Source organism: Rhodovulum strictum (assembly GCF_009649175.1).
Classification (GTDB): Bacteria; Pseudomonadota; Alphaproteobacteria; order Rhodobacterales; family Rhodobacteraceae; genus Rhodovulum; species Rhodovulum strictum.
In genome coordinates this window covers 40,811-61,375 of record NZ_WJPO01000022.1, presented here as the reverse complement: position 1 = coordinate 61,375, position 20,565 = coordinate 40,811, and the positions used below count along the sequence as shown (strand labels likewise).

Annotated in this window: 20 protein-coding genes; 4 read left to right on the top strand and 16 right to left on the bottom strand. The window is 68.0% G+C overall.

What is annotated here, in order from left to right; translation table 11 throughout:
• Positions 1-7 precede the first annotated feature (7 nt).
• The 7 genes from GH815_RS13505 to GH815_RS13475 all read right to left on the bottom strand — a co-directional run bounded on the left by GH815_RS13505 (position 8) and on the right by GH815_RS13475 (position 7,711).
• Positions 8-277 (bottom strand): K+/H+ antiporter subunit F, encoded by a 270-nt coding sequence (locus GH815_RS13505; RefSeq protein ID WP_153749296.1) that lies wholly within the window; start codon positions 275-277, stop codon positions 8-10.
• Positions 274-765, bottom strand: a complete 492-nt coding sequence (locus GH815_RS13500; RefSeq protein ID WP_153749295.1) for a Na+/H+ antiporter subunit E — start codon at positions 763-765, stop codon at positions 274-276. Before GH815_RS13500 ends, GH815_RS13505 begins: the two co-directional genes overlap by 4 nt.
• Before the next feature lie 3 nt (positions 766-768).
• Positions 769-2,364: a monovalent cation/H+ antiporter subunit D gene (locus tag GH815_RS13495; protein ID WP_153749294.1), complete on the bottom strand. Its 1,596-nt coding sequence runs from the start codon at positions 2,362-2,364 to the stop codon at positions 769-771.
• Positions 2,361-2,729: a Na+/H+ antiporter subunit C gene (locus GH815_RS13490; RefSeq protein ID WP_153749293.1), complete on the bottom strand. Its 369-nt coding sequence runs from the start codon at positions 2,727-2,729 to the stop codon at positions 2,361-2,363. Before GH815_RS13490 ends, GH815_RS13495 begins: the two co-directional genes overlap by 4 nt.
• A 1-nt stretch (position 2,730) precedes the next feature.
• Complete coding sequence (locus GH815_RS13485) at positions 2,731-5,601, bottom strand: monovalent cation/H+ antiporter subunit A (protein ID WP_153749292.1); 2,871 nt, start codon at positions 5,599-5,601, stop codon at positions 2,731-2,733.
• Positions 5,602-5,720: 119 nt separating this feature from the next.
• Entirely contained in the window at positions 5,721-6,344 is a 624-nt protein-coding gene (locus GH815_RS13480) for a response regulator (RefSeq protein ID WP_153749291.1), read from the bottom strand.
• Positions 6,341-7,711 (bottom strand): ATP-binding protein, encoded by a 1,371-nt coding sequence (locus GH815_RS13475; protein ID WP_153749290.1) that lies wholly within the window; start codon positions 7,709-7,711, stop codon positions 6,341-6,343. Before GH815_RS13475 ends, GH815_RS13480 begins: the two co-directional genes overlap by 4 nt.
• Positions 7,712-7,893: 182 nt before the next feature.
• On the opposite strand from GH815_RS13475, the gene GH815_RS13470 reads away from it, so the two are divergent.
• The 4 genes from GH815_RS13470 to GH815_RS13455 all read left to right on the top strand — a co-directional run bounded on the left by GH815_RS13470 (position 7,894) and on the right by GH815_RS13455 (position 10,862).
• Entirely contained in the window at positions 7,894-9,120 is a 1,227-nt protein-coding gene (locus tag GH815_RS13470) for an ABC transporter substrate-binding protein (RefSeq protein WP_407072183.1), read from the top strand.
• Between the two features lie 8 nt (positions 9,121-9,128).
• Positions 9,129-10,106 (top strand): YVTN family beta-propeller repeat protein, encoded by a 978-nt coding sequence (locus GH815_RS13465; RefSeq protein WP_153749289.1) that lies wholly within the window; start codon positions 9,129-9,131, stop codon positions 10,104-10,106.
• A gap of 39 nt (positions 10,107-10,145) precedes the next feature.
• On the top strand, positions 10,146-10,592 hold the full coding sequence (locus tag GH815_RS13460) for a cupredoxin domain-containing protein (protein ID WP_153749288.1): 447 nt from the start codon (positions 10,146-10,148) through the stop codon (positions 10,590-10,592).
• A gap of 69 nt (positions 10,593-10,661) precedes the next feature.
• Entirely contained in the window at positions 10,662-10,862 is a 201-nt protein-coding gene (locus tag GH815_RS13455) for a PepSY domain-containing protein (RefSeq protein ID WP_407072184.1), read from the top strand.
• 74 nt (positions 10,863-10,936) lie between these two features.
• On the opposite strand, the gene hemP is transcribed toward GH815_RS13455, so the two are convergent.
• From hemP to GH815_RS13410, 9 genes are all read right to left on the bottom strand, one after another.
• Positions 10,937-11,128, bottom strand: a complete 192-nt coding sequence (hemP, locus tag GH815_RS13450) for a hemin uptake protein HemP (protein WP_246176430.1) — start codon at positions 11,126-11,128, stop codon at positions 10,937-10,939.
• Between the two features lie 91 nt (positions 11,129-11,219).
• Positions 11,220-12,008 carry a heme ABC transporter ATP-binding protein gene (locus GH815_RS13445; protein ID WP_153749286.1) on the bottom strand — a complete coding sequence of 263 codons (789 nt, stop codon included), beginning with the start codon at positions 12,006-12,008 and terminating at the stop codon, positions 11,220-11,222.
• A 4-nt stretch (positions 12,009-12,012) separates the two neighbouring features.
• Positions 12,013-13,089, bottom strand: a complete 1,077-nt coding sequence (locus GH815_RS13440) for a FecCD family ABC transporter permease (RefSeq protein ID WP_153749285.1) — start codon at positions 13,087-13,089, stop codon at positions 12,013-12,015.
• A gap of 4 nt (positions 13,090-13,093) precedes the next feature.
• Complete coding sequence (locus tag GH815_RS13435; RefSeq protein ID WP_153749284.1) at positions 13,094-13,924, bottom strand: heme/hemin ABC transporter substrate-binding protein; 831 nt, start codon at positions 13,922-13,924, stop codon at positions 13,094-13,096.
• Positions 13,921-14,976 carry a hemin-degrading factor gene (locus tag GH815_RS13430; protein ID WP_153749283.1) on the bottom strand — a complete coding sequence of 352 codons (1,056 nt, stop codon included), beginning with the start codon at positions 14,974-14,976 and terminating at the stop codon, positions 13,921-13,923. The genes GH815_RS13435 and GH815_RS13430 overlap by 4 nt, the downstream gene beginning before the upstream one ends.
• A gap of 121 nt (positions 14,977-15,097) precedes the next feature.
• Entirely contained in the window at positions 15,098-15,916 is an 819-nt protein-coding gene (gene xdhC, locus GH815_RS13425) for a xanthine dehydrogenase accessory protein XdhC (protein WP_343030872.1), read from the bottom strand.
• Entirely contained in the window at positions 15,909-18,221 is a 2,313-nt protein-coding gene (gene xdhB, locus GH815_RS13420; RefSeq protein ID WP_153749282.1) for a xanthine dehydrogenase molybdopterin binding subunit, read from the bottom strand. The genes xdhC and xdhB overlap by 8 nt, the downstream gene beginning before the upstream one ends.
• Positions 18,218-19,669, bottom strand: coding sequence for a xanthine dehydrogenase small subunit (gene xdhA / locus GH815_RS13415; RefSeq protein WP_153749281.1), 1,452 nt, complete (start codon positions 19,667-19,669; stop codon positions 18,218-18,220). Before xdhA ends, xdhB begins: the two co-directional genes overlap by 4 nt.
• Positions 19,670-19,834: 165 nt before the next feature.
• The gene (locus GH815_RS13410) at positions 19,835-20,473 is read right to left on the bottom strand and encodes a hypothetical protein (protein WP_153749280.1); all 639 of its coding nucleotides are present in this window, start codon (positions 20,471-20,473) and stop codon (positions 19,835-19,837) included.
• Between the last annotated feature and the right edge of the window lie 92 nt (positions 20,474-20,565).

Sequence of the window (20,565 nt, the reverse complement as noted above, 5' to 3'; positions counted from 1 at the left end):
CCATCCCCTATTCGATGATGTCGCCGCGCAGCACGAAGCGGCAATAGGCGACCGTCGAGACGAAGCCCACCATCGCCACCAGCATCGACGCCTCGTAATAGACTGCCGTGCCATGCCGGATGCCGTACAGGATCAACAGCGCGATCACGTTGATGACGATGGTATCCAGCGCAAGGATGCGGTCGGCCACGTCCGGCCCGCGGGTGATCCGCCACAGGTTGAACAGAAGCCCCAGCCCATAGCAGCCGAAGGCAAAGATGAGAGCCGCCTCGATCATTGGAAGATCTCCTTCAGTCGCCGTTCGTAGCGGGCCTTGATCTGGTCGCGCACGTCGTCGGGATCGTCGGTGTGCAGGCAATGCACAAGGATCGCGCTGCTATCGGCCGACAGCATCGCCGAGACCGTGCCCGGCGTCATCGTGATCGTGCCCGCCAGCACCGTGATCGCCTCGGCCGAGGTCAGTTCCAGCGGCACCGTGATCCAGGTCGAGCGCAGATCGGCATTGGGCTTGAACAGGATGATCATCGCCACCTGCACATTCGCCACCACGATGTCCCACAGAACCACCAGCGCATATTCCGCGGCCATCAGCGGGTTGCGGATCCTGGGCCGGTTCGGCCAATACGCCGCGGTCATCACCGGCACGACGATGCCCAGCGCCACGCCCAGCACCAGGTTGCCCAGCGTCACCTTGTTCACAAGCCCCAGCCAGACCAGCGTCAGAACCAGGCTCAGCAGCGGATGCGGGAAGATGCGTCTGAGCATGGCCTACCCCTCCTCCTGCGCGGGTTCTTCGGTGGCGTCCGGCTCGGGCTGCGGAACCTCCGGCACCTCCTGCACGCCCAGAACGGCCGCGATGTAGTCGCCCGCGTCGAACAGCTGGCCCGAGCTTGCTTCGAGATATGCGGTCACCGGCCCGGCAAAGCCCGCCAGCAAGGCGGTGATCGCCAGCGCCGCCACGGTCGGCGCGATCTGCGCAAGGCTGGCCGGGCGGGCTTCGGGGCGGGCCTCGTCGTCATCGGCCGGAACATGCGCCGCCACCGCGGTCGAGCGCCAGAACAGCACGCTGCCCGCCCGCGCCAGCCCGACGATCACCAGCAGCGACCCCGCCAGAACCGCCGTCCAGCCCAGCGCCATCAGCCCCGGATCGCGCAGCGCATCCAGGATCATCAGCTTGCCCAGAAACCCGCTGAGCGGCGGCATGCCTGCCATCGCCACGGCACCGGCAAAGAACAGCGCGGCGAACAGGCCGTTCTGCACCGTCGCCGGGGCAGGATCGAGGCGGTCGCCCTCGGGCCGGTGCGAGACCACCAGATCGGCCAGCAGGAACAGCGCCGCAGCAGCAAAGGTCGAGTGGATCAGGTAATACAGCGCCGCGGTCGTCGCCCAGGGGGTAAAGGCCGCCACCGCCAGCATCATCGTCCCCATCGAGGCGACCACCGCAAAGGCCAGCATCGGCATCAGCCGCCGCGCCCCCAGAACGCCGAACGCACCGATGGCCAGCGTCACCGCCGCTGCGGGGAACAGCCAGAAACCGGTCAGCCCGTCCGTGGCCACGACATCGGGGCCAAAGATCATCGCGTGGATGCGGATGATCGCGTAGGCGCCCACCTTGGTCATGATCGCGAACAGCGCAGCCACGGGGGCGGGCGCATTGGCATAGGTCGCAGGCAACCAGAACTGGATCGGAAACAGCGCCGCCTTGATCGCGAAGACGATCATCAGAAGCATCGCCGCCACCCGGATCAGGGCCGCATCCTCAAGCGGGATCTCGCGCACCTTCACCGCCAGATCGGCAATGTTCAGGGTGCCCGTGGCGGCATAGATCGTGCCCAGCGCGATCAGGAACAGGGTCGAGCCCGCAAGGTTCATCACGACGTATTGCAGCCCCGCCTGCAAGCGTACCTTGCCGCCGCCATGGATCATCAACCCGTAGGACGCGATCAGCAGCACCTCGAAGAACACGAACAGGTTGAAGACGTCGCCGGTCAGGAAGGCCCCGCAGATGCCCATGATCTGGAACTGGAACAGCGCGTGGAAATGCCGCCCCCGCGTATCCCAGCCGGTCGCAGCGGCATGGCCCAGCGCGATCAGCGCCAGCACGGCTGTCACCAACACCAGCATCGCCGACAGCCGGTCAAGCACCAGCACGATCCCGAACGGCGCGGGCCAGTCGCCCAGCTCGTAGACATGGGTCTGGCCATCCGCGGCCAGCAGGCAAAGGCCAAGCGCGATGGCGGCCAGAACCAGCGTGCCCGCAAAGGAAGCCGCGCGCGCCAGCACGATGTCGTAGCGCATGACATAGGCGATCAGCGGCGCCAGCAGCGCAGGCAGGATGACAGGGGCGATGATCCAGTGGCTCATGCCGCGCCATCCTTGCGCGAGGCCGCGCCTGCGCCATCCGCCTCGGTCATGTCGATCCGGTCGTCATCCGCCTCGATGAAGGCGCCCAGCGCCACCATCACCAACAGCGCCGTCATGCCGAAGGCGATCACGATGGCCGTCAGCGTCAGCGCCTGCGGCAGCGGGTCGGTATAGACTGCCTCGCCATATTTGTTCAGCACGGGCGGCGCGTTGATCACCAGCCGCCCGGAAGCAAACAGGAAGACGTTCGCGGCATAGGACAGGAGCGACAGGCCCAGGATCACCGGAAAGGCGCGCAGCCGCAGCAGCAGATAGACCCCGCCCGCGGTCAGCACGCCGACCGAACTCGCAACGATCAACTCCATATCACTCGTCTCCCTTGCCGATTGCCGCGACCCGCTGCGAGGGGTCGTAGTCCATCGGCTCGACATTCACCGTCTCGCCGGCATAGCGCGCGATCCGCGACAGGCTGTAAAGCGTCAGCATGACCGCGCCCAGAACCGTCAGGAACACGCCCAGATCGAACAGCATCGCGGTGGCCAGTTCGAATTCCTCGATGGGCGGGATCTGGAAATAGCCGAAGGCGCTGGTCAGGAACGGCTTGCCCGCCAGCCAGGCGCCCGCCCCTGTCAGCCCCGCGATCACCACGCCCCAGCCGATCATGTCGTGATAGCCGATGCGCTGGCGCGCCTGTGCCCAGGCAAAGCCCGAGGCCATGTATTGCATCAGGAACGCGATCGAGACCACCAGCCCCGCGATGAACCCGCCGCCCGGCTGGTTGTGGCCGCGCAGGAAGATGTAGACGCCCACCACGATGGCAATGGGCAGCATCGCGCGGGTGGCCACCACCATCATCAGCGGATGCCGGTCGCGCGAGCGGTCCTGAGCATAGGCCGTGTTTCTGAGCCGCCGCGCCGCCTGACCGCGCAACAGCGTCTCCATCACCGCGTAGATCGTCAGCCCCGCGATGCCCAGAACGATGATCTCGCCATAGGTGTCGAAGCCGCGGAAGTCGACGAGGATGACGTTCACCACGTTGGTCCCGCCCCCGCCCTCGTAGGAATTGGCGAGGTGATAGTCCGAGATCGGCGCGAAGTCGCGCAGCAGGAAGGCCAGCGTCAGCGCCGCCACCGCGCCGCCCGCGGCAATCGCAAGGGCGCCGTCGCGCGCCCGCAATGCCAGCGGGCTTTCGCGGGGCGTGTCCTTGGGCAGGAAATGCAGCGCCAGCAGCAGCAGCATGATCGTCACCGTCTCGACCGAGATCTGGGTCAGCGCAAGGTCGGGCGCCGACAGATAGACGAACCCGGCCGAGATCATCAGCCCGATCACCCCGATCAGCACCAGCGCCTGGAACCGCCGCCGGTGCATCGTCACCACCAGCGCCGTCGCCACCGCCAGCAGTATCCATCCGATGGCAACGACCGGCGGAACCGGCAGCATCGGCCGGTCGGGCGCAGCCAGCCCGCCCCCGGACCAGGCGATATAGCCCAGCACCACCGAAGCGGTGACGAAGATCGCCAGATAGCGGCTGATCGCGCCGTTATGCAGCCCCTCGGTGAACCGGCGCGACAGACCCGCCGCGGCCTCGATCAGCCAATCGAAGATGACCTTGGCCTCGGGCCGCGGGGCCACCTGCCACAGCCGGTCCAGCGGCCGGTGCAGCGCCAGCAGCACCAGACCGCCCGCGACCGCGATCACCGACATGACCACCGCCGCATTGAAGCCGTGCCAGATCTTGAGCGAGTAATAGGGCAGTTCGCCCCCGATCACCGCACCGCCCGCGACGGCCACCAGCGGCCCGACGATGGTGGCGGGCAGGATGCCGATCAGCACCACGAACAGCACCAGCAGCGCGGGCGCGGCCCACATGCCGAAGGGCGGGTCATGCGGTTTCGACGGATAATCGTCGCGCACCGGCCCCAGAAAGACATGCGCAATGAAGCGCAAGGAATAGGCCACCGACAGAAGCGCCCCCAGCGTCGCCAGCACCGGCACCGCCAGATGGCTGCCCGCCCAGACGGTTTCGGACGCGGCATCCAGCATCATCTCTTTCGACAGGAAGCCGTTGAACAGCGGGATGCCGGCCATCGACAGCGCCGCGGTCATGGCAATGGCCGCCGTGATCGGCATCAGCCGCGCCAGCCCGCCCAGACGCTTGATGTCGCGGGTATGGGTCTCGTGATCGACGATGCCCGCCGACATGAACAAGGCCGCCTTGAAGGTCAGGTGGTTGATGATGTGAAAGACGGCGACCACCGCGGCGAACTTGGTGCCCAGCCCCAGAAGCATGGTCAGAAGGCCCAGATGGCTGACCGTTGAAAAGGCCAGCAACGCCTTGAGATCGTCCTTGAAGATCGCGATCAGCGCGCCCAGCACCATGGTAATCAGGCCCGTGGTCGCGACGATGTAGAACCACGCGTCGGTCCCCGACAGCACCGGCCACATCCGCGCCAGCAGGAACACCCCGGCCTTCACCATGGTCGCCGAATGCAGATAGGCCGAAACCGGGGTGGGTGCGGCCATCGCGTGCGGCAACCAGAAATGGAACGGGAACTGCGCCGACTTGGTGAAGGCGCCGATCAGGATCAGGATCAGCGCGGGGATGTACCAGTCCGACGCCCGGATCGCGTCGCCCTGTTGCAGGATGTCGGTCAGGTTGTAGCTGCCCGCGATATTGCCCAGGATCAGCATCCCCCCGATCATCGCAAGCCCGCCCGCACCGGTCACCGCCAGCGCCATACGCGCGCCTTGCCGACCCTCGGGCAGATGCTTCCAATAGCCGATCAAGAGGAACGAGGTCAGGCTGGTCAGTTCCCAGAAGATCAGCAAAAGCAGGATGTTGTCCGAGATCACGATGCCCAGCATCGCGCCCTGGAACAGCAGCAGATAGGTATAGAACTGCCCCATCGGATCCTCGCCCGACAGGTAGAACCGCGCGTAAAGCGTGATCAGCAGGCCCATCCCCAGGATCATGCCCGCGAACAACAGCCCCAGCCCGTCAAGGAAGAAGCTGGCCGACAGCCCCAGTTGCGGCAGCCATTCGATTTGAGCCTGAATCACCTCGCCCCGCATCACCGCGGGCGCCAGCACCCCCAGCATCACCAGCGCCAGAAGCGTCGGGATCGCCGTGAAACTGGCACAGGCCGTCCGGCCTGCGCGGATCATGACCCCGGGGATCAACGCCCCCAGGAAGGGAAGGATCGCAATGATGGGTAACAGGCTGCTGCCGCTGCTCATCCGGTGCACCACTCACTTGTTTGGCCACAGACTTAACCGGTTTCCGCCGGATGGGAAATGCAGATGGAAAAAACGTTATCGCGCCGTGGGATGTGTGCCGCGAATCGCCCAAAATCGCGTCAGGACAGCCCCGTTTCGATGGCCAGCCGCACCAACTCGGTGGTGTTGCGCGCGCCGAGCTTGCGTTTCAGCGTGGAACTGGTGTTCGCCGCGGTCTTGTAGCTGATGCAAAGCGCATCGGCGATCGACTGCAAATCCTCGCCCTGCCCGATCAGGCGCAGCACCTGATGTTCGCGCTCGCTCAGCGCGGAAAGCGGATCGGCCTTGCCGCCGATCTTCATCGAGGCGACCGACACCGCGACCTTGTGGCTCAGGTACATCTCGCCCCGCTCCAGCGTGCGCACGGCCTGCATGAAATCCTCGGGCGCCGAGTTCTTGGACAGATAGCCGCCTGCGCCCGCCTCCAGCGCCTTGACCGCAAAGACGGTCTGCTCGTTCATCGTGAAGACTAGGATTTGCGCGCCGGGCGCCCGGGCGGCCAGCGGGCCGATCATGTTCAGCCCGCCCACGCCCGGCATGCCCAGATCCAGCACGATCAGGCCGGGGCGATGCGCCTCGGCCAGGCGATAGGCGTCGCGGTCGGTCAGCGCCTCGAACACGTCTTCGTAGCCCAGATCACGCAGCAACTGGCCGCAGCCGATATGCGTCACGGGATGATCGTCGACGATCAGCGCGGTCTTCACGACAGGGCCTCCATCTCGGGGCGGCGGGTCCGGGCACCTGTCAGCGGCAGGCGCGCGCTCAGCCGCGTACCGCCCCCCGGCCGCGGGCCCAGCACCAGCGCGCCGCCCAGCGCATAGACCCGGTCGCGCATCGCGGTCAGCCCGCGCCCCTCGATCAGCCCTGCCCCCAGCCCCGCGCCATTATCCTCGATCCCCAGCGCGATCTCGTCCGGCATCACCGCCATGGCGATCCGGACCCGGCCGGGATTGCCATGGCGCAGCGCGTTGGTCACGCCCTCCTGCACCACACGATAGACGGTCAGATCGACGATCTCCTCGGTGCCGGGCACCGACCGGGGCAGGCTGACCTCCCACTGGACGCCGGAATGGGTGCTGCGAAAGCCCGCGATCATGTCCTCCAGCGCCTCGACCAGCGGCAACTGGCCGATGGTCATGGGCCGCAAGGTGGTCAGAAGCCGGGTATTCGCCGCCTGGATCTGATCGACGATCGAGCCGACCGTTCCGGCATCGCGCCTGAGCGTGGCATCGCCCGACCGTTCGGCCGCGCGCAGGATGGCGCCCGCCTTGACCTTGAGCCCGAACAGGCAAGGGCCGAACTCGTCATGCAGTTCCATCGCGATGGCGCGGCGTTCCGCATCGCCCAGTTCGACGATCTTGCGCGCCAGCGCCGCGCGCGCCGCCTCGCTGGTCTCCAGCCCCTGCGACAGCGCGTTGAACCCGCCCACGATGGGCGCGAAATCGGCGCCGCGCACGCCTGCGATGCGCGTTGTCAGATCGCCCGCCTGCAACGCCGCCAGACCGCGATTGATCGTGCCCAGCGGCCGCAATCCCCGCCCGATCACCGCCGCCACCACCAGCGCAGTCGCCAGAAGCGCCGCGCCCAGCGTCGCAAACAGCGCCACGGCATCCGCCCAGATCTCGGCGATCTCGTCCTGCGGCGCCGTGGTCAGCGAGACGAAACCGTAATCGCGCCCGTTCTTCACGATCGACAGCCGCGTTTCGCGCTGGGGCGGTGTCACCAGCGCGGCGAACCACGCGGGCGCGGCGGCGATCTCGGCCTCGCGGCTGCCGGACAGGACGGGCAGCGGGCCGGTGCGGGCATCGAACAGCGCCAGCCGCACATGGCGCGGTTCCACCAGTTGTTCAGACAGCACCGCCGGAACCCGCTCGGGCGGAAGCTCGCGCATCGCCGTTCCCACGGCCGCGATCACCTGCGCGCGCGCCGCCGATTCGGCGGACGTCATCTCGACCCGGATGGCGTTGCGGGCATTCTCCAGCATCACCCAGCCCGCCAGCGCCAGCGCCACGGCCTGAAGACCAGCCACACACAGGATCACCTGCCAGCGAAGATGCAGCCGGTCGAACATCGCTGTTTCCTCCCTTTGCGAACCATTCTAGCGTTTCCTGCGCCAAGGTCGATTGGCGATGCCACGCCAGCGGGAAGGATCGGCAAGGGGATTGCCGGATCTTCCCGGCAAGATTTGGGAGGAACGGCGCGCGCCGGCGTGCTAGCCCGGAAGACGGGAGAAGCAGAGGGGGGAGATCGGCCATGGCTGCCGAAAACGGGTTCTGGTCCAGCCTGTTCAACTTGCGCCTGCGGGCGCGCGCCGCGCTTATGGGCGCGGCCCTTGCGTCGCTGGCGACACTCCCTGCCGCGGCACAAGAGGTTCGGACGGCGGTCATCCGGGTCGATTACCCCTCTCTCCTTCCCCTGTCGCGGCTTGACCTGCCGACCGAGGATCGCGGCTTTGCCGGTGCCACGCTCGGGACCGAAGACAATGCCACGACCGGCCGCTTCATGGGCCAGACCCACGAGACGGTCACCGTGGCCACCACGCCCGAGGACGCGCTGGCCGAGTTCCAGCGTCTGACGGACGAAGGCTACCGGCTGTTCGTCATCCTTGCGCGCGAGGCCGAGTTGCTGGCGATGGCCGATGCCGCGCCCGGGGATGCGCTGCTGTTCAATTCCCGCTCGGGCGCCCGCAGCCTGCGCAGCGAGGAGTGCCGCGCGAACCTGCTGCATGTCGCGCCATCCGATGCGATGCGCGCCGATGCGGTCACGCAGTTCCTGGTCTGGAAGAAATGGACCAACCTGTTCCTCGTGCATGGATCAAACCCCGAAGACGTGGCGCTGGCCGATGCCTATCGCGCCTCGGCCCGGAAATTCGGCGCCAGGATCGTGGGCGAGCGCGAATTCACCGATACGGGCGGCTCGCGGGTGTCGGATTCGGGGCATGTTCTGGTCCAGCGCCAATTGCCCGTCTTCATGCAGAACACGCCGCGCCATGACGTTGTGCTGGCCGCCGATGCCACCGACTATTTCGCCGAATACCTGCCCTACAACACATGGGAGGCCGCGCCCGTCGCGGGCTCGGCCGGGCTGGTGCCGGTCACCTGGGCGCCGACGCATGAATCCTGGGGCGCGACGCAGCTCAATACCCGGTTCGAAAAGCTCGCGAACAGGCCGATGCGCGACGAGGATTACCAGACCTGGCTTGCCCTGCGCGTGATAGGCGAGGCGGTCACCCGCACCGGCTCGGCCGATCCGGGCGAGCTACGCGCCTATGCGCTGGGCGACGAGTTCACGCTGGCCGCCTTCAAGGGGGAACCCGTGACCTTCCGGAAATGGAACGGCCAGATGCGCCAGCCGATCCTTCTGACCAATGGCCGGATGACGGTCAGCGTCTCGCCGCAGGACGGTTTCCTGCACCAGCGCACGCTTCTCGACAGCCTCGGGCTCGACGAACCCGAATCCGCCTGCACCGCTTTCGAATGAGGTATCCGATGATCCGCTCCACCCTTCTGGCCACCGCCGCCGCCCTTGCCATTGCCGCCACGCCCGCGCTTGCCAACAAGGTCTTCGTCTCGAACGAGCGCGGCAATACCGTGACCGTGCTGGACAGCACCACCTGGGAGGTGATCGCCGAGTTTCCCGCCGGCAACCGCCCGCGCGGCATCACCATCGCCCCCGATGGCAGCGAACTTTACGTCTGCGCCTCGGATGACAACCTCGTGCGGGTGTTCGACCCCAATACCTTCGAGGAGCTGCCTAGCCTGCCCTCCGGCCCCGACCCCGAACTGTTCGTCCTGCACCCGTCCGGCAACCCGCTTTTCATTGCCAACGAGGACGACAACATGGTGACCGTGGTCGATGTGAAGACCCGGCAGGTGCTGGCCGAGATCCCCGTGGGCATCGAGCCCGAAGGCATGGCGATCAGCCCCGATGCCCGCACGGTCATCAACACCTCCGAAACCACCAACATGGCGCATTTCATCGACGCCGAGACCTATCAGATCACCCATAACGTGCTGGTCGACCAGCGCCCCCGCTATGCCGAGTTCCGTCAGGACGGCACCAAGCTATACGTCAGCGCCGAGATCGGCGGCACCGTCAGCGTGATCGACATGACCGCCGAAGAACCCTCGATCACCAAGAAGATCACCTTCGAGGTGCCCGGCGTTCAGCCCGAATGGCTGCAACCCGTGGGCGTCAAGGTCACGGCGGATGGCAGCCGCGTGTTTGTCGCGCTGGGGCCGTCGAACCGCGTTGCCGTGATCGACGGCGCAACCGACGAGGTCATCAAGTATCTGCTGGTCGGGCAGCGGGTCTGGCAGCTTGCCTTCACGCCGGACGAGAAATTCCTGATCACCACCAACGGCAATTCGAACGATGTCTCGATCATCGACGTCGCCCGAGAGGAGGTCATCAAGTCGGTTCAGGTCGGCCAGCAGCCTTGGGGCGTGGTGGTCGCGCCGGACTGACGCACAAGGGACAGGAACGGAATGAAAGGGAGGAACACCATGAAGAAACTTGCCTTTGCCCTGGCGCTGGGCCTGACGGGCGGCCCCGTGCTGGCGGCGCCGCTTTGCGACGATCTGGGCTTTGCCGGGCTTCTGGCGCGCTGCAACCGCGGCGAGCCGGTCGAACTGACGCTGGCCTCTGGCCAGCCGCTTTTTGCCGGCGAACAACCCGTGGAACTGCAATCGGGCGCCTATTACGTCCTGAACATGACGGCCGACGGGTCTGCGGAACTGGCGTTGGTCGGCCCGGAATTCTTCCGCGCAATCTGGATCAACGAGGTCGTCATCAACGATATCGAGATCCGCGCCATGGCACTCGACAGCATCGAGTTCGACGCCGCGGGGCAGGTCCGGCTGTCCTTCATCGCGATCAAGCCCGGCACCTACGAGCTGCGCATCCCCGGAACCACCAGTGACAACCAGCGCGTCCAGATCGCCATTCGCTGACGGAAAGGAACGGAACCGATGAAGAAGCTGATCGCGATCGCCGCGCTGATCCTGACCCCCGGTCTTGCCATGGCCGATGACGAGGTGCCCGCCGAGGTCGTCGCGCAGATCATGGCCATGCTGGCCGACATGCAATGCGAGATGGACCCCTCGGATATCGAGGCAGAGGACGATGGCGGCTATGAACTTGACGATGTGTTCTGCGCCGACGGGCAATACGACATGAAACTCGACGCCGATCTTCAGATCACCGAGCGCCGCAAGGAGTGATCGCGCGCCACATTCAGGAACGGCAAACGCCGCGCAGGGCACCCCGCGCGGCGTTTCGCGTTTCGGGGCCGGGCCTATTTGGTCAGGATCAGCTTGCCCGCCCGCGTGATCCGCAACTGGTAGTCCATCCCGTTCAGCCGGATCACCGCGCTGGGCCCGCCCGCCGTCAGCCGCCGCGCGTCATGTTCGGGCGCCTTGGCTGCGCCGCCCTCTCGCCCCTCGGCTGTCCCGCGGGGTTGCTCTGCCTGTGCCATCGCATGTTCCATCCACTCGCTCCTGTCCTCTCCGCCCGCTCTGGGGCAGCCTGCGCCCCCATTTCCTGACAGAAACAGTCAGCATTGAAAAGGGGGCGCGCAGCTATTCCGCCGCCACCCGCCCCGCGGCATGCGGCAGCAGATAGGTGCCGCGCGCGGGCGGGGTGTTCACCCGGATCGGGCAGCGATAGGCCGTGCTCAGCAGATCGTTGCGCAGCACCGCGCCGGGCTGCCCCAACCCCAGCACGCGCCCCTCGGAAATCAGCGCCACGCGGTCGGCGAACATCGCTGTCAGGTTCAGATCATGCATCACCGCCACCACCCCGCCGCCCCGGTCGGCAAAGTCGCGCGCGATGCCCATCACCTGCAACTGATGCCCGATATCCAGACTGGACACCGGCTCGTCCAGAAACAGCCAGCGCGGCGCACCATGCGCCACCGGCTCCCAGATCTGCGCCAGCACGCGGGCCAGTTGCACGCGCTGCTGCTCGCCGCCCGACAATTCCTGGTAATAGCGCCCCTCGAACCCGGCCAGCCCGACCCGCGCCAGCGCCTGCGGCACCAGCCCCGCCGCGCCCGCCTCGACCCCGCCCGTCAGGCCCAGCCGCACCACCTCGGCCGCCGTGAAGGGAAAGGCCATGGGCGTCGCCTGCGGCAGCACGCCCCGCAAGCCTGCGAGCGCCCAGGGGCGAAGATCGGCGATGTCCTGGCCATTCAACCGGACCCGCCCACCATGGGAGAGATCGCCCGTAAGCGCCCGCAGAAGTGTCGTCTTGCCCGATCCGTTCGGGCCGACGATGGCGGTCAGATGCCCTGCCCTTGCCTCGAAATCCACGCCGCACAGGACCGCGCGGCGGCCCAGGCGAACGGTGATGCCCCGTGCCTCCAGCATCCGCCTACAGGTCCAGAACGCCGCGCTTGCGCAGCAGGATCCACAGGAAGAACGGCCCGCCCAGAACCGCCGTGACGATGCCGATGGGCAGTTCCGCGGGCGCGATCACGATGCGGCTGATGACATCCGCCAGGATCAGCAGCGCCGCACCCAGCAGCGCGGAATTGACCAGCAGATAGCGATGATCCGGCCCCGTCGCGAGGCGCAGCAGATGCGGCACCACGATGCCCACAAAGCCGATCCCGCCCGACACCGCCACCGCCGCCCCCGTGGCCCCCGCCACGGTCAGGATCGCCACCGCCTTCAGCCGCTGCACCGGGATGCCGATATGGAACGCCGCCGCCTCGCCCAGCGCCAGCCCGTTCAGCCCGCGCGCCAGCATCGGCGCGGCGACCAGCGCCAGCACCATCAGCGGCGCGGCCGCGGCCAGCTTGGCCCAGGTGGCCCCCGCCAGCGAGCCAAGCCCCCAGAAGGTCAGGTCGCGCAACTGCGCATCGTCGGCCATGTAGACCAGGATGCCCGACAAGGCCCCCGTCAGCGCCCCCAGCGCAATCCCCCCCAACAGCATCGTCGCAACCGAGGTCCGCCCGCGCCGCGTGGCGATCCCGTAAAGCACCAGCGTCGCCGCCCAACCGCCCAGAAAGGCCGCCACCGGCACCGCGTAATAGCCCAGCGCCGCCGCCAGCCCGGCAGGCAGCAGCCCACCCAGCACGATCGCCGTGATCGCCCCAAGCCCCGCTCCCGCGCTGACCCCGACCAGCCCCGGATCGGCCAGCGGATTGCGGAACAGCCCCTGCATCACCGCCCCCGACACCGCCAGCGCGGCGCCCACCAGCGCACCCAGCACCAGCCGCGGCAGGCGGATTTCGAACAGCACGACCCGGTCGGCCAGCGCCACCTCGCGCCCCGCGATCATGTCGGCCAGCACCGCCCAGGGCGAAGTGCCCGCCGCCCCCACGGTCAGGCTGAAGACCGACACCACCCCCAGCGCCACGACCAGCAGCAGCGTGACCCGGCGGGCCTGTGTGCCGCGGTCCCAGCCCTGCACGGTCGGGGCGCTGTCGGGGCTGATCGCGACCATCGGATCAGCTCCCCGCCCGGGCCAGCGCGGCCGACAGCTCGCGCACCGCGTCCGCCGTGCGCGGGCCGAAACCCAGCAGGAACAGCCCGTCCATCCGCACCAGCGCCCGCGCCCGGCCCGCAGGCGTCGTGCGGATCGCGGGATGGTCCAGCACCTGATCGGCCCCGTCCGCGGCACCTTCGCGCGCCATCATCAGGATCACCTCGGGCGCGGCGAGTGTCACCGCCTCGTCGGTCAGCGGCTTGTAGGCCTCGAATTCGCTGATCGCGTTCTCGCCGCCCGCCAGCCGGATGATGCCGTCCGCAGCCGTGTTCCGCCCCGCCGCCAGCACCCGCCCGCCCTGCACCGACATCACGAACATGACCTTCGGCCCTGCCCCCCCGGCGGCCTCGGCGGCGGCCGCATCCAGCGCGGCGCCCACCTCTGCGGCCAGCGCAGCGCCCTTGTCGGGCACGCCAAGTGCCGCGGCCACCGCCTCGATCTTGGCCAGCACCGCGGCGCGGTCATGCCCGTCGGGGATCGTGACAAAGGGAATCGCGGCGGTGCGCAGCAGATCGACCGTCTCGGGCGGGCCTGCGCCCTGTTCGGCGAGGATCAGATCGGGGTTCACCGACAACAGCCCCTCGGGCGACAGGCGGCGGGCATAGCCCACACCGGGCAGATCGCGCACCGCCTGCGGATAGGTCGAGGTCGTGTCGCGCCCGACCAGCCGGTGCCCCTCGCCCAGCGCATGGACGATTTCGGTGACCGCGCCGCCGACCGACACGATCCGGTCGGACGCTACGGCAGGCAGCGCGCCCGCCAGCACCGCGATCAGGGCCAGCGCGCGGATCATGCGGGCACCTCGGCACCCAGACCGGGCAGCGTGGCCACCAGATCGTCCCAGCCGGGCGTGTGATCGACCTCGCCCTGCCGCATGCCAAAGGCTTGCAGGATCAGCGCGCCCTGCGCATCGAACGCCTCGACCGAGACGGCGGGGCCGCGCTTGGTCGGCTTGGTCACGGCCCAAAGCTCGGCCACATGATCGCCGCGCAGATGCAGGTTGAAATCGGGATCGAGGATGTTCAGCCATGGCCCCGTCGGCTTGATATTCGCCGCCGGGCCGCCATGGATCTCGATGCAGCCCTGGTTGCCGACGAACAGCATGAAGGGCAGGGCGCGCTCCGCCAGCCCGTCAAGCAGCCTGCTCATCCCGGCCGGATCCAGCGGCCGCACATAAGGCGCACCCGCGATGCGATAGGCGCCCAGCCGGTTCATCTTGAGCTTGCGCACCATTTGCAGGAATTGATGCGTGTCGGTCAGCCGGTCCCATTCCTCGCGCAGCCGCCCGGCCTTGGCGGGGTCGGATTTCGCAGGTTCCAGCGGCTCGCGCGGCGCAACGCGCAGGCTTTCGGACTGATCGTCCAGCCGCAGGGCATCCAGCAGCGCCGCCCATTCGGCCTCGATCCCGTCCTCGGCCAGATAGATCTTGTGGACCGCATCGCCCGCAGCGTCGAAGATCTGGATCGAACGGCGGATCTTGCCGCCCTTCTGCTCCTCGACCGCGAAGCCATGGACCCAGTGGCGGGGAAAGATGCGCAGGTCGATGGAGGGGCTCAGCACCATCGCGGCATGGTCGCCCGGGGTGTAATCGCCATAGGCGCCTGTCTTCTCGATCACCGCGCTTTCGTTCCGGGTCAGCGCCATCGCTTCGCCGAATCCGGGCATGCGCGGCATCAGCCCGTCGGGATGCGCCGCGATCCGGGTCACGCCTGCGCCGCATTGCGCGGCCAGAACCTGCGCCTCGGCCACGCCCAGGCTGTCGGCCAGATCGCGGCTGCGCATGGTGGATTTCTCGGCCCGGACGGCCCTGATCCTGTCCGGAGTCACGTTTTCGCCCGCTTCCATCGGAGGCTCCCTTTCCGTTTCGTCTGTCTCGGAATGCTGCCTGGCTGGCCGGGAAACGCAACCGTTCCGGCGTCGCTGGATCGCGGGCCGTTCGCGCGGCCGTCAATGTTGAGTGAAACTATCAGATATCCGCCGCGATGCAAGCGGCCTGTGCCGCCCGCGCACCCAGCGCCGCCATGATTTCGGCCAGAACGAAGGCCGCGATCACCGCTGGCCGCTTGTCGCCCGCCCCGGCCGCGCCGATGGGGCAGGTCAGGCCCGCGGGCGGAACGTCCCTTTCGGCCAGGAACCGCAAGAGCCGCGCGCGCTTGGTGGCCGAGCCGATCATCCCGACATAGGCCGCGTCGCCCCGCGCCAGCGCCTCGGCCACCAGCAGGAAATCGAGCCCGTGATCGTGGGTCAGCACGACATGGGCCGCGCCGGGTGGGGCCGCGCGAATCTCGGCCTCGGGCAGCGGGGTCAGCCGCGCCTCGACACCCGCTGGCGCCTGCGCGATCTGCTCGGCGCGGCTGTCGATCAGCAGGGTCCGCACCGGCATCTGCGCCGTCAACCCCGCCAGCGCCCGGCCCACATGCCCCGCGCCCAGGATCAGCACCTGCGGTCGGGCATCCTGCCCGGCCTCCTCTTCGCGCAGAAGAGCCGCCCGGGCCGCGGGGTCCAGCCGCCGCAGCACAAGACCGACCCGCCCGCCGCAGCATTGCCCGCTGTCCGGGCCAAGAACCATCCGCAGCCGCACCTCGGACGCCCCCCCGTCCAGCATCGCCCGTGCCGCCGCTATCGCGTCGAATTCCAGCCGCCCGCCGCCGATCATGCCGAAACAGGCCCCCGCCGCCACCAGCATCCAGGCCCCCGCCTCGCGCGGGGCCGAACCCTGCACCCCCTCCAGCCGCACCAGGACCGCGTCCGGATGGGCCGACAGGAAGCCCGCGACCTCAGCCACCGCGCAACCGCTCGACGGCCATCAGCACCCGTTCAGGCGTCGCGGGCGCGTCCAGCCGCGGACATTCGCGATAATCCGCCACGCTTGCCACCGCCATCGACAGCGCCTCAAGCACCGAGATCGCCAGCATGAAGGGCGGCTCGCCCACCGCCTTGGACCGCTTGATCGTCATCTCGCGATTCTCGGACCAGTCGGCCAGCCGCACGTTGAAGACGCGCGGAATGTCGGACGCCAGCGGGATCTTGTAGGTCGAGGGCGCATGCGTGCGCAGCCGCCCGTGATCGTCCCACCACAATTCCTCGGTGGTCAGCCAGCCCATCCCCTGCACGAACCCGCCCTCGACCTGCCCCAGATCGAGCGCGGGATTCAGCGAGCGGCCCGCATCATGCAGGATATCCACCCGCTCGACCCGATATTCCCCGGTCAGCGTGTCGATGGACACCTCGGAACAGGAGGCGCCATAGGCGAAATAGTAGAACGGCCGCCCCTTGCCCGCCGCCCGGTCCCAATGGATGTCGGGCGTCCGGTAGAACCCCGCCGCCGACAGATGGATGCGCGCCATATAGGCGTCGTGCACCAGCCGGTCGAAGGGCACCGCCGCGGCCCCGATGCGTACCTCGTTGGGCGCGAACACCACATCCGCCGGATCGACGCCGCGGCTTTCCGCAGCAAAGGCCACCAACCGCGCCTTGATCTGCTCGGCGGCATCAAGCGCCGCCATCGCGTTCAGATCCGATCCCGACGAGGCGGCGGTGGCGGATGTGTTCGGCACCTTTTCGGTCGTGGTCTTCGTGATCCGGATCCGCTCGATATCGACCTGAAAGGCGTCGGCGACCACCTGCGCGACCTTGGTGTTCAGCCCCTGCCCCATCTCGGTCCCGCCATGGTTCAGATGGATCGAACCGTCCTTGTAGACATGGATCAAGGCACCCGCCTGATTGTACCAGGTCGCGGTGAAGGAGATACCGAACTTGACCGGCGTCAGCGCGATGCCCCTGCGGATGATCCCCCCTTGCGCGTTATGCGCCAGCACCGCTTCCCTGCGGGCGGCGTATTCGGCGCTGTCCTCAAGTTCTGCGACCAGCCGGGGCAGAATCATGTCCTCGACCCGCTGGTGATAGGGCGTCAGATCGCGCCCCTCGCGATAGAAATTCGCCTTTCGGATCTCCAGCGGATCGCGGCCCAGCGCATAGGCGATTTCCTCGATCATGCGTTCCGCCGCGATCATCCCCTGCGGCCCGCCAAACCCGCGAAAGGCGGTGTTCGAGACGGTGTTGGTCCGGATCGGACGCGAGCGCAGCCGCACCGCCGGATAGAAATAGGCATTGTCGGCATGAAACAGCGCGCGATCCGTCACCGGCCCGGACAGATCCGCCGAAAACCCGCAGCGCGCGGCAATGGTCGCGTCCACGCCATGGATCACGCCATCCGCGTCAAAGCCCAGATCGTAGTCAATCACCACATCATGCCGCTTGCCCGTCGCGATCATGTCCTGATCGCGGTCGGGGCGGATCTTCACGGGCCGGTTCCAGCGTTTCGCCGCAAGGACCGCGATCACGCAGAACAGGTTCATCTGCGTTTCCTTGCCGCCGAACCCCCCGCCCATCCGCCGCACATTCACCACCACCGCATTGGCGGGGATGCCGAGAACCTGCGCCACCATCTGCTGCACCTCGGTCGGGTGCTGGGTCGAGGCATGGACCGTGACCTCGTCATCCTCGCCCGGAATGGCAAAGGCGATCTGGCCCTCCAGATACATGTGGTCCTGTCCGCCGACCGTCATCCGGCCGGTGATCCGGTGCGGTGCGGCTGCCAGCGCCGGGCCGACCGCGCCGCGTTCCAGCACCAGCGGCGCGGTCACGTCGGGATAGCCCGCCGCCAGCGCCTGTTCGATGGTGATGGCATGCGGCAGGGGGTCGATCTGCGCCCGCGCCAGCACCGCCGCCCGCCGCGCCGCCTCGCGGGTTTCGGCGATCACGGCAAACAGCGGCTGGCCGTGAAAGGCGACGGTCTCGACGGGAAAGACCGGATCATCGCCGGTGCCGTTCGGGCTGATATCGTTCCGTCCCGGAATGTCGGCAGCCGTCAGAACCCCGACGACGCCCGGCGCGGCCAGGACCGCCGACAGGTCAAGACCGATCAGCCGCCCATGCGCCACCTCTGCCAGCCCCAGACAGGCATGCAGCGTGCCAAGTGGTTCGGGGATGTCGTCGGTATAATCGGCCCGGCCGGTGACATGCTTTTCCGCCGAGTCGTGCGGCCGGTCGCGATGGACCGCGCCGCTGATGGCCGCATCCCCCTTCATGCCGCGCCTCCGGTCCGGGCCTCGCCCTGCTCAAGCCAGAACCGCCGGAACAGGTTCTGCGCGACCTTCATCCGGTAGTCGGCCGTGCCGCGCCAATCGGTCAGCGGCGTGAAATCGCGCGGCAGGTCCGCCGCCGCCGCGACCAGCGCGGCCTCGCACCACGGTCGCCCCACCAGCGCCGCCTCGGCATGGGCGGCGCGCTTCGGCACCCCGGCCATGCCGCCAAAGGCAATCCGCGCCGCCCTCACGATCCCGCCCTCGACCGTCACGGCAAAGGCGGCGGCAAGGGTCGATATATCCTCGTCCCGGCGTTTCGAGATCTTGTAAGCGGCATGGTGCGTGCCCGGCCCCGAAAGCGGGATGCGCAGGGTTTCGACGAACTCGCCCGGCGCGCGGTCCTGCCGGCCATAGTCCAGAAAGAACGCCTCCAGCGGCAGCACCCGCCGCGCATCGCCCCGGCGCAGCACAACCTCGGCCCCCAGCGCGATCAAGGCGGGCGGCGTGTCGCCGATGGGCGAGCCGTTCGCGATATTGCCCCCGATCGTGCCCGCCGCGCGCACCTGCGGCCCGCCGATCCGCGACCAGTAGCCCGCCAGATGCGGAAAGGCCGCGACCAGCGGACCCTGCGCCTCGGCATAGCTGGCGCCCGCGCCGATATGCAGCGCGCCCTCGCGCGTCTCGACCCGGCGCAGCGCGTCGAGATGGCCGACAAAGATCGCAGGCGAAATGCGCCTCAGCCCCTTGGTCACCCACAGCCCCACATCGGTCGCCCCCGCCACCACGACCGCCTCGGGCATCGCGACCAGAAGCGCCGCGAAATCCTCCACATCCGCAGGCAGGATCGCCCGGCTTTCCCCGCGCGCCACCTCGACCCGCCGCCCGTCGCGCAGCCCGGCCAGCCGCGCCGCCACAGTGCCCTGCCCAGTCACCAGCGGATCGGCCGCACGGTCCCCGAACCCGCCCATCGCCTCGGCCGCGCGCAGGATCGGCGCATAGCCCGTGCAGCGGCACAGATTGCCCTGAAGCGCCTCCTCGACCGCCGCGCGCCCCGGCGCGGGCGTCGAGAGCCATAGCGCGACCAGCGCCATCACGATCCCCGGCGTGCAGAAACCGCATTGGCTGCCGTGATGGGCCACCATCGCCGCCTGAACCGGATGCAAGGCCCCGCCCGGCCCCGCCAGATGCTCGATCGTCACCACATGGCAGCCATCCAGCGTGGCCAGCGGGCGGATGCAGGCATTGACCGGCTCATAGACCAGCCCGCCCCCGGTCAGCCGCCCCACCAGCACCGTGCAGGCCCCGCAATCGCCCTCGGCACAGCCTTCCTTGGTGCCGGTCAGACGGCGCTGAAGGCGCAGGAAATCCAGCGCCATGTCCTCGGCGCCGACCTCGGCCAGCCGAACCTCATCGCCGTTCAGCAGGAATCGGATTTCCCGGCGGTGATCCATCGCGCGTCCCTCCATCCCCGTTACTCTACGCGCGCGCGGCGCAGGGGCAACAGCCGCCCCGCACCCGGGCCCCGCCCGCCTGACCCCTGCCCAAATCGCGGGCAACGAAAAAGGGGACGCAAGCCCGGCCCTTTGCGATCCGTCGCGGGGGATAGCTCAGGCGCCCTATTCCAACTCTTGCGGCACCGTGTAGACGATTGGCCCGAGTGTCCGGTTCGGGATCGGCCCCCATTTTCGATGCTTCAACTGGCCGTCTGCGATGTACAGGTTGCGCAGAAGATAGGTTTCGACGCCGCTTTCTGTCCGAAGCGCCATCGCATCGCCATCCGCCGTCCGTACGATTGCAACGGCACCGTCATTGGCGGCAATGCTTTCGATGATCCTGCGGACGTCATAGGGGTCGGTGACACGCTCGACCCTGAAATAACAGTACCCCTCATAGGCACCTGCGCCGACAAACGCGACCGCACCCAGAGCGACCGTGACAGGGGCCATCAGCACGCTTCCGATGCTGCCGATGGCACCGGCCGTCCCGGCGATTATTCCGACGGTTCCGGCCGCTGACGCCCCGGCTGCGGTCGATCCCAGCATGGTCAGGCCGGACCCCGAATGGACCAGCGTGTAATAACCCAGCGCCTTCATTCCGACACCCGCCGCCGAGGCGCCACCGGCCACGGTTGCGCCCACCGCCGTCGCCGCATTTCCGACGAGCTTCGAGGGTTTGTAGTCGCAGACTTCTGCCTGGCCGCCCCCTGCGGCAAGCGCGAGACATGAAGCGGCCAGAATTCCAGGCTTGCGTGACATCGACCTTACCCCGCCAACGGCCCAACGCTTCCTAGATACACGCGCCGGAACAAAAAAGAAGGGGCCGCAAGCGCGGCCCCTTTGCGGTCCGT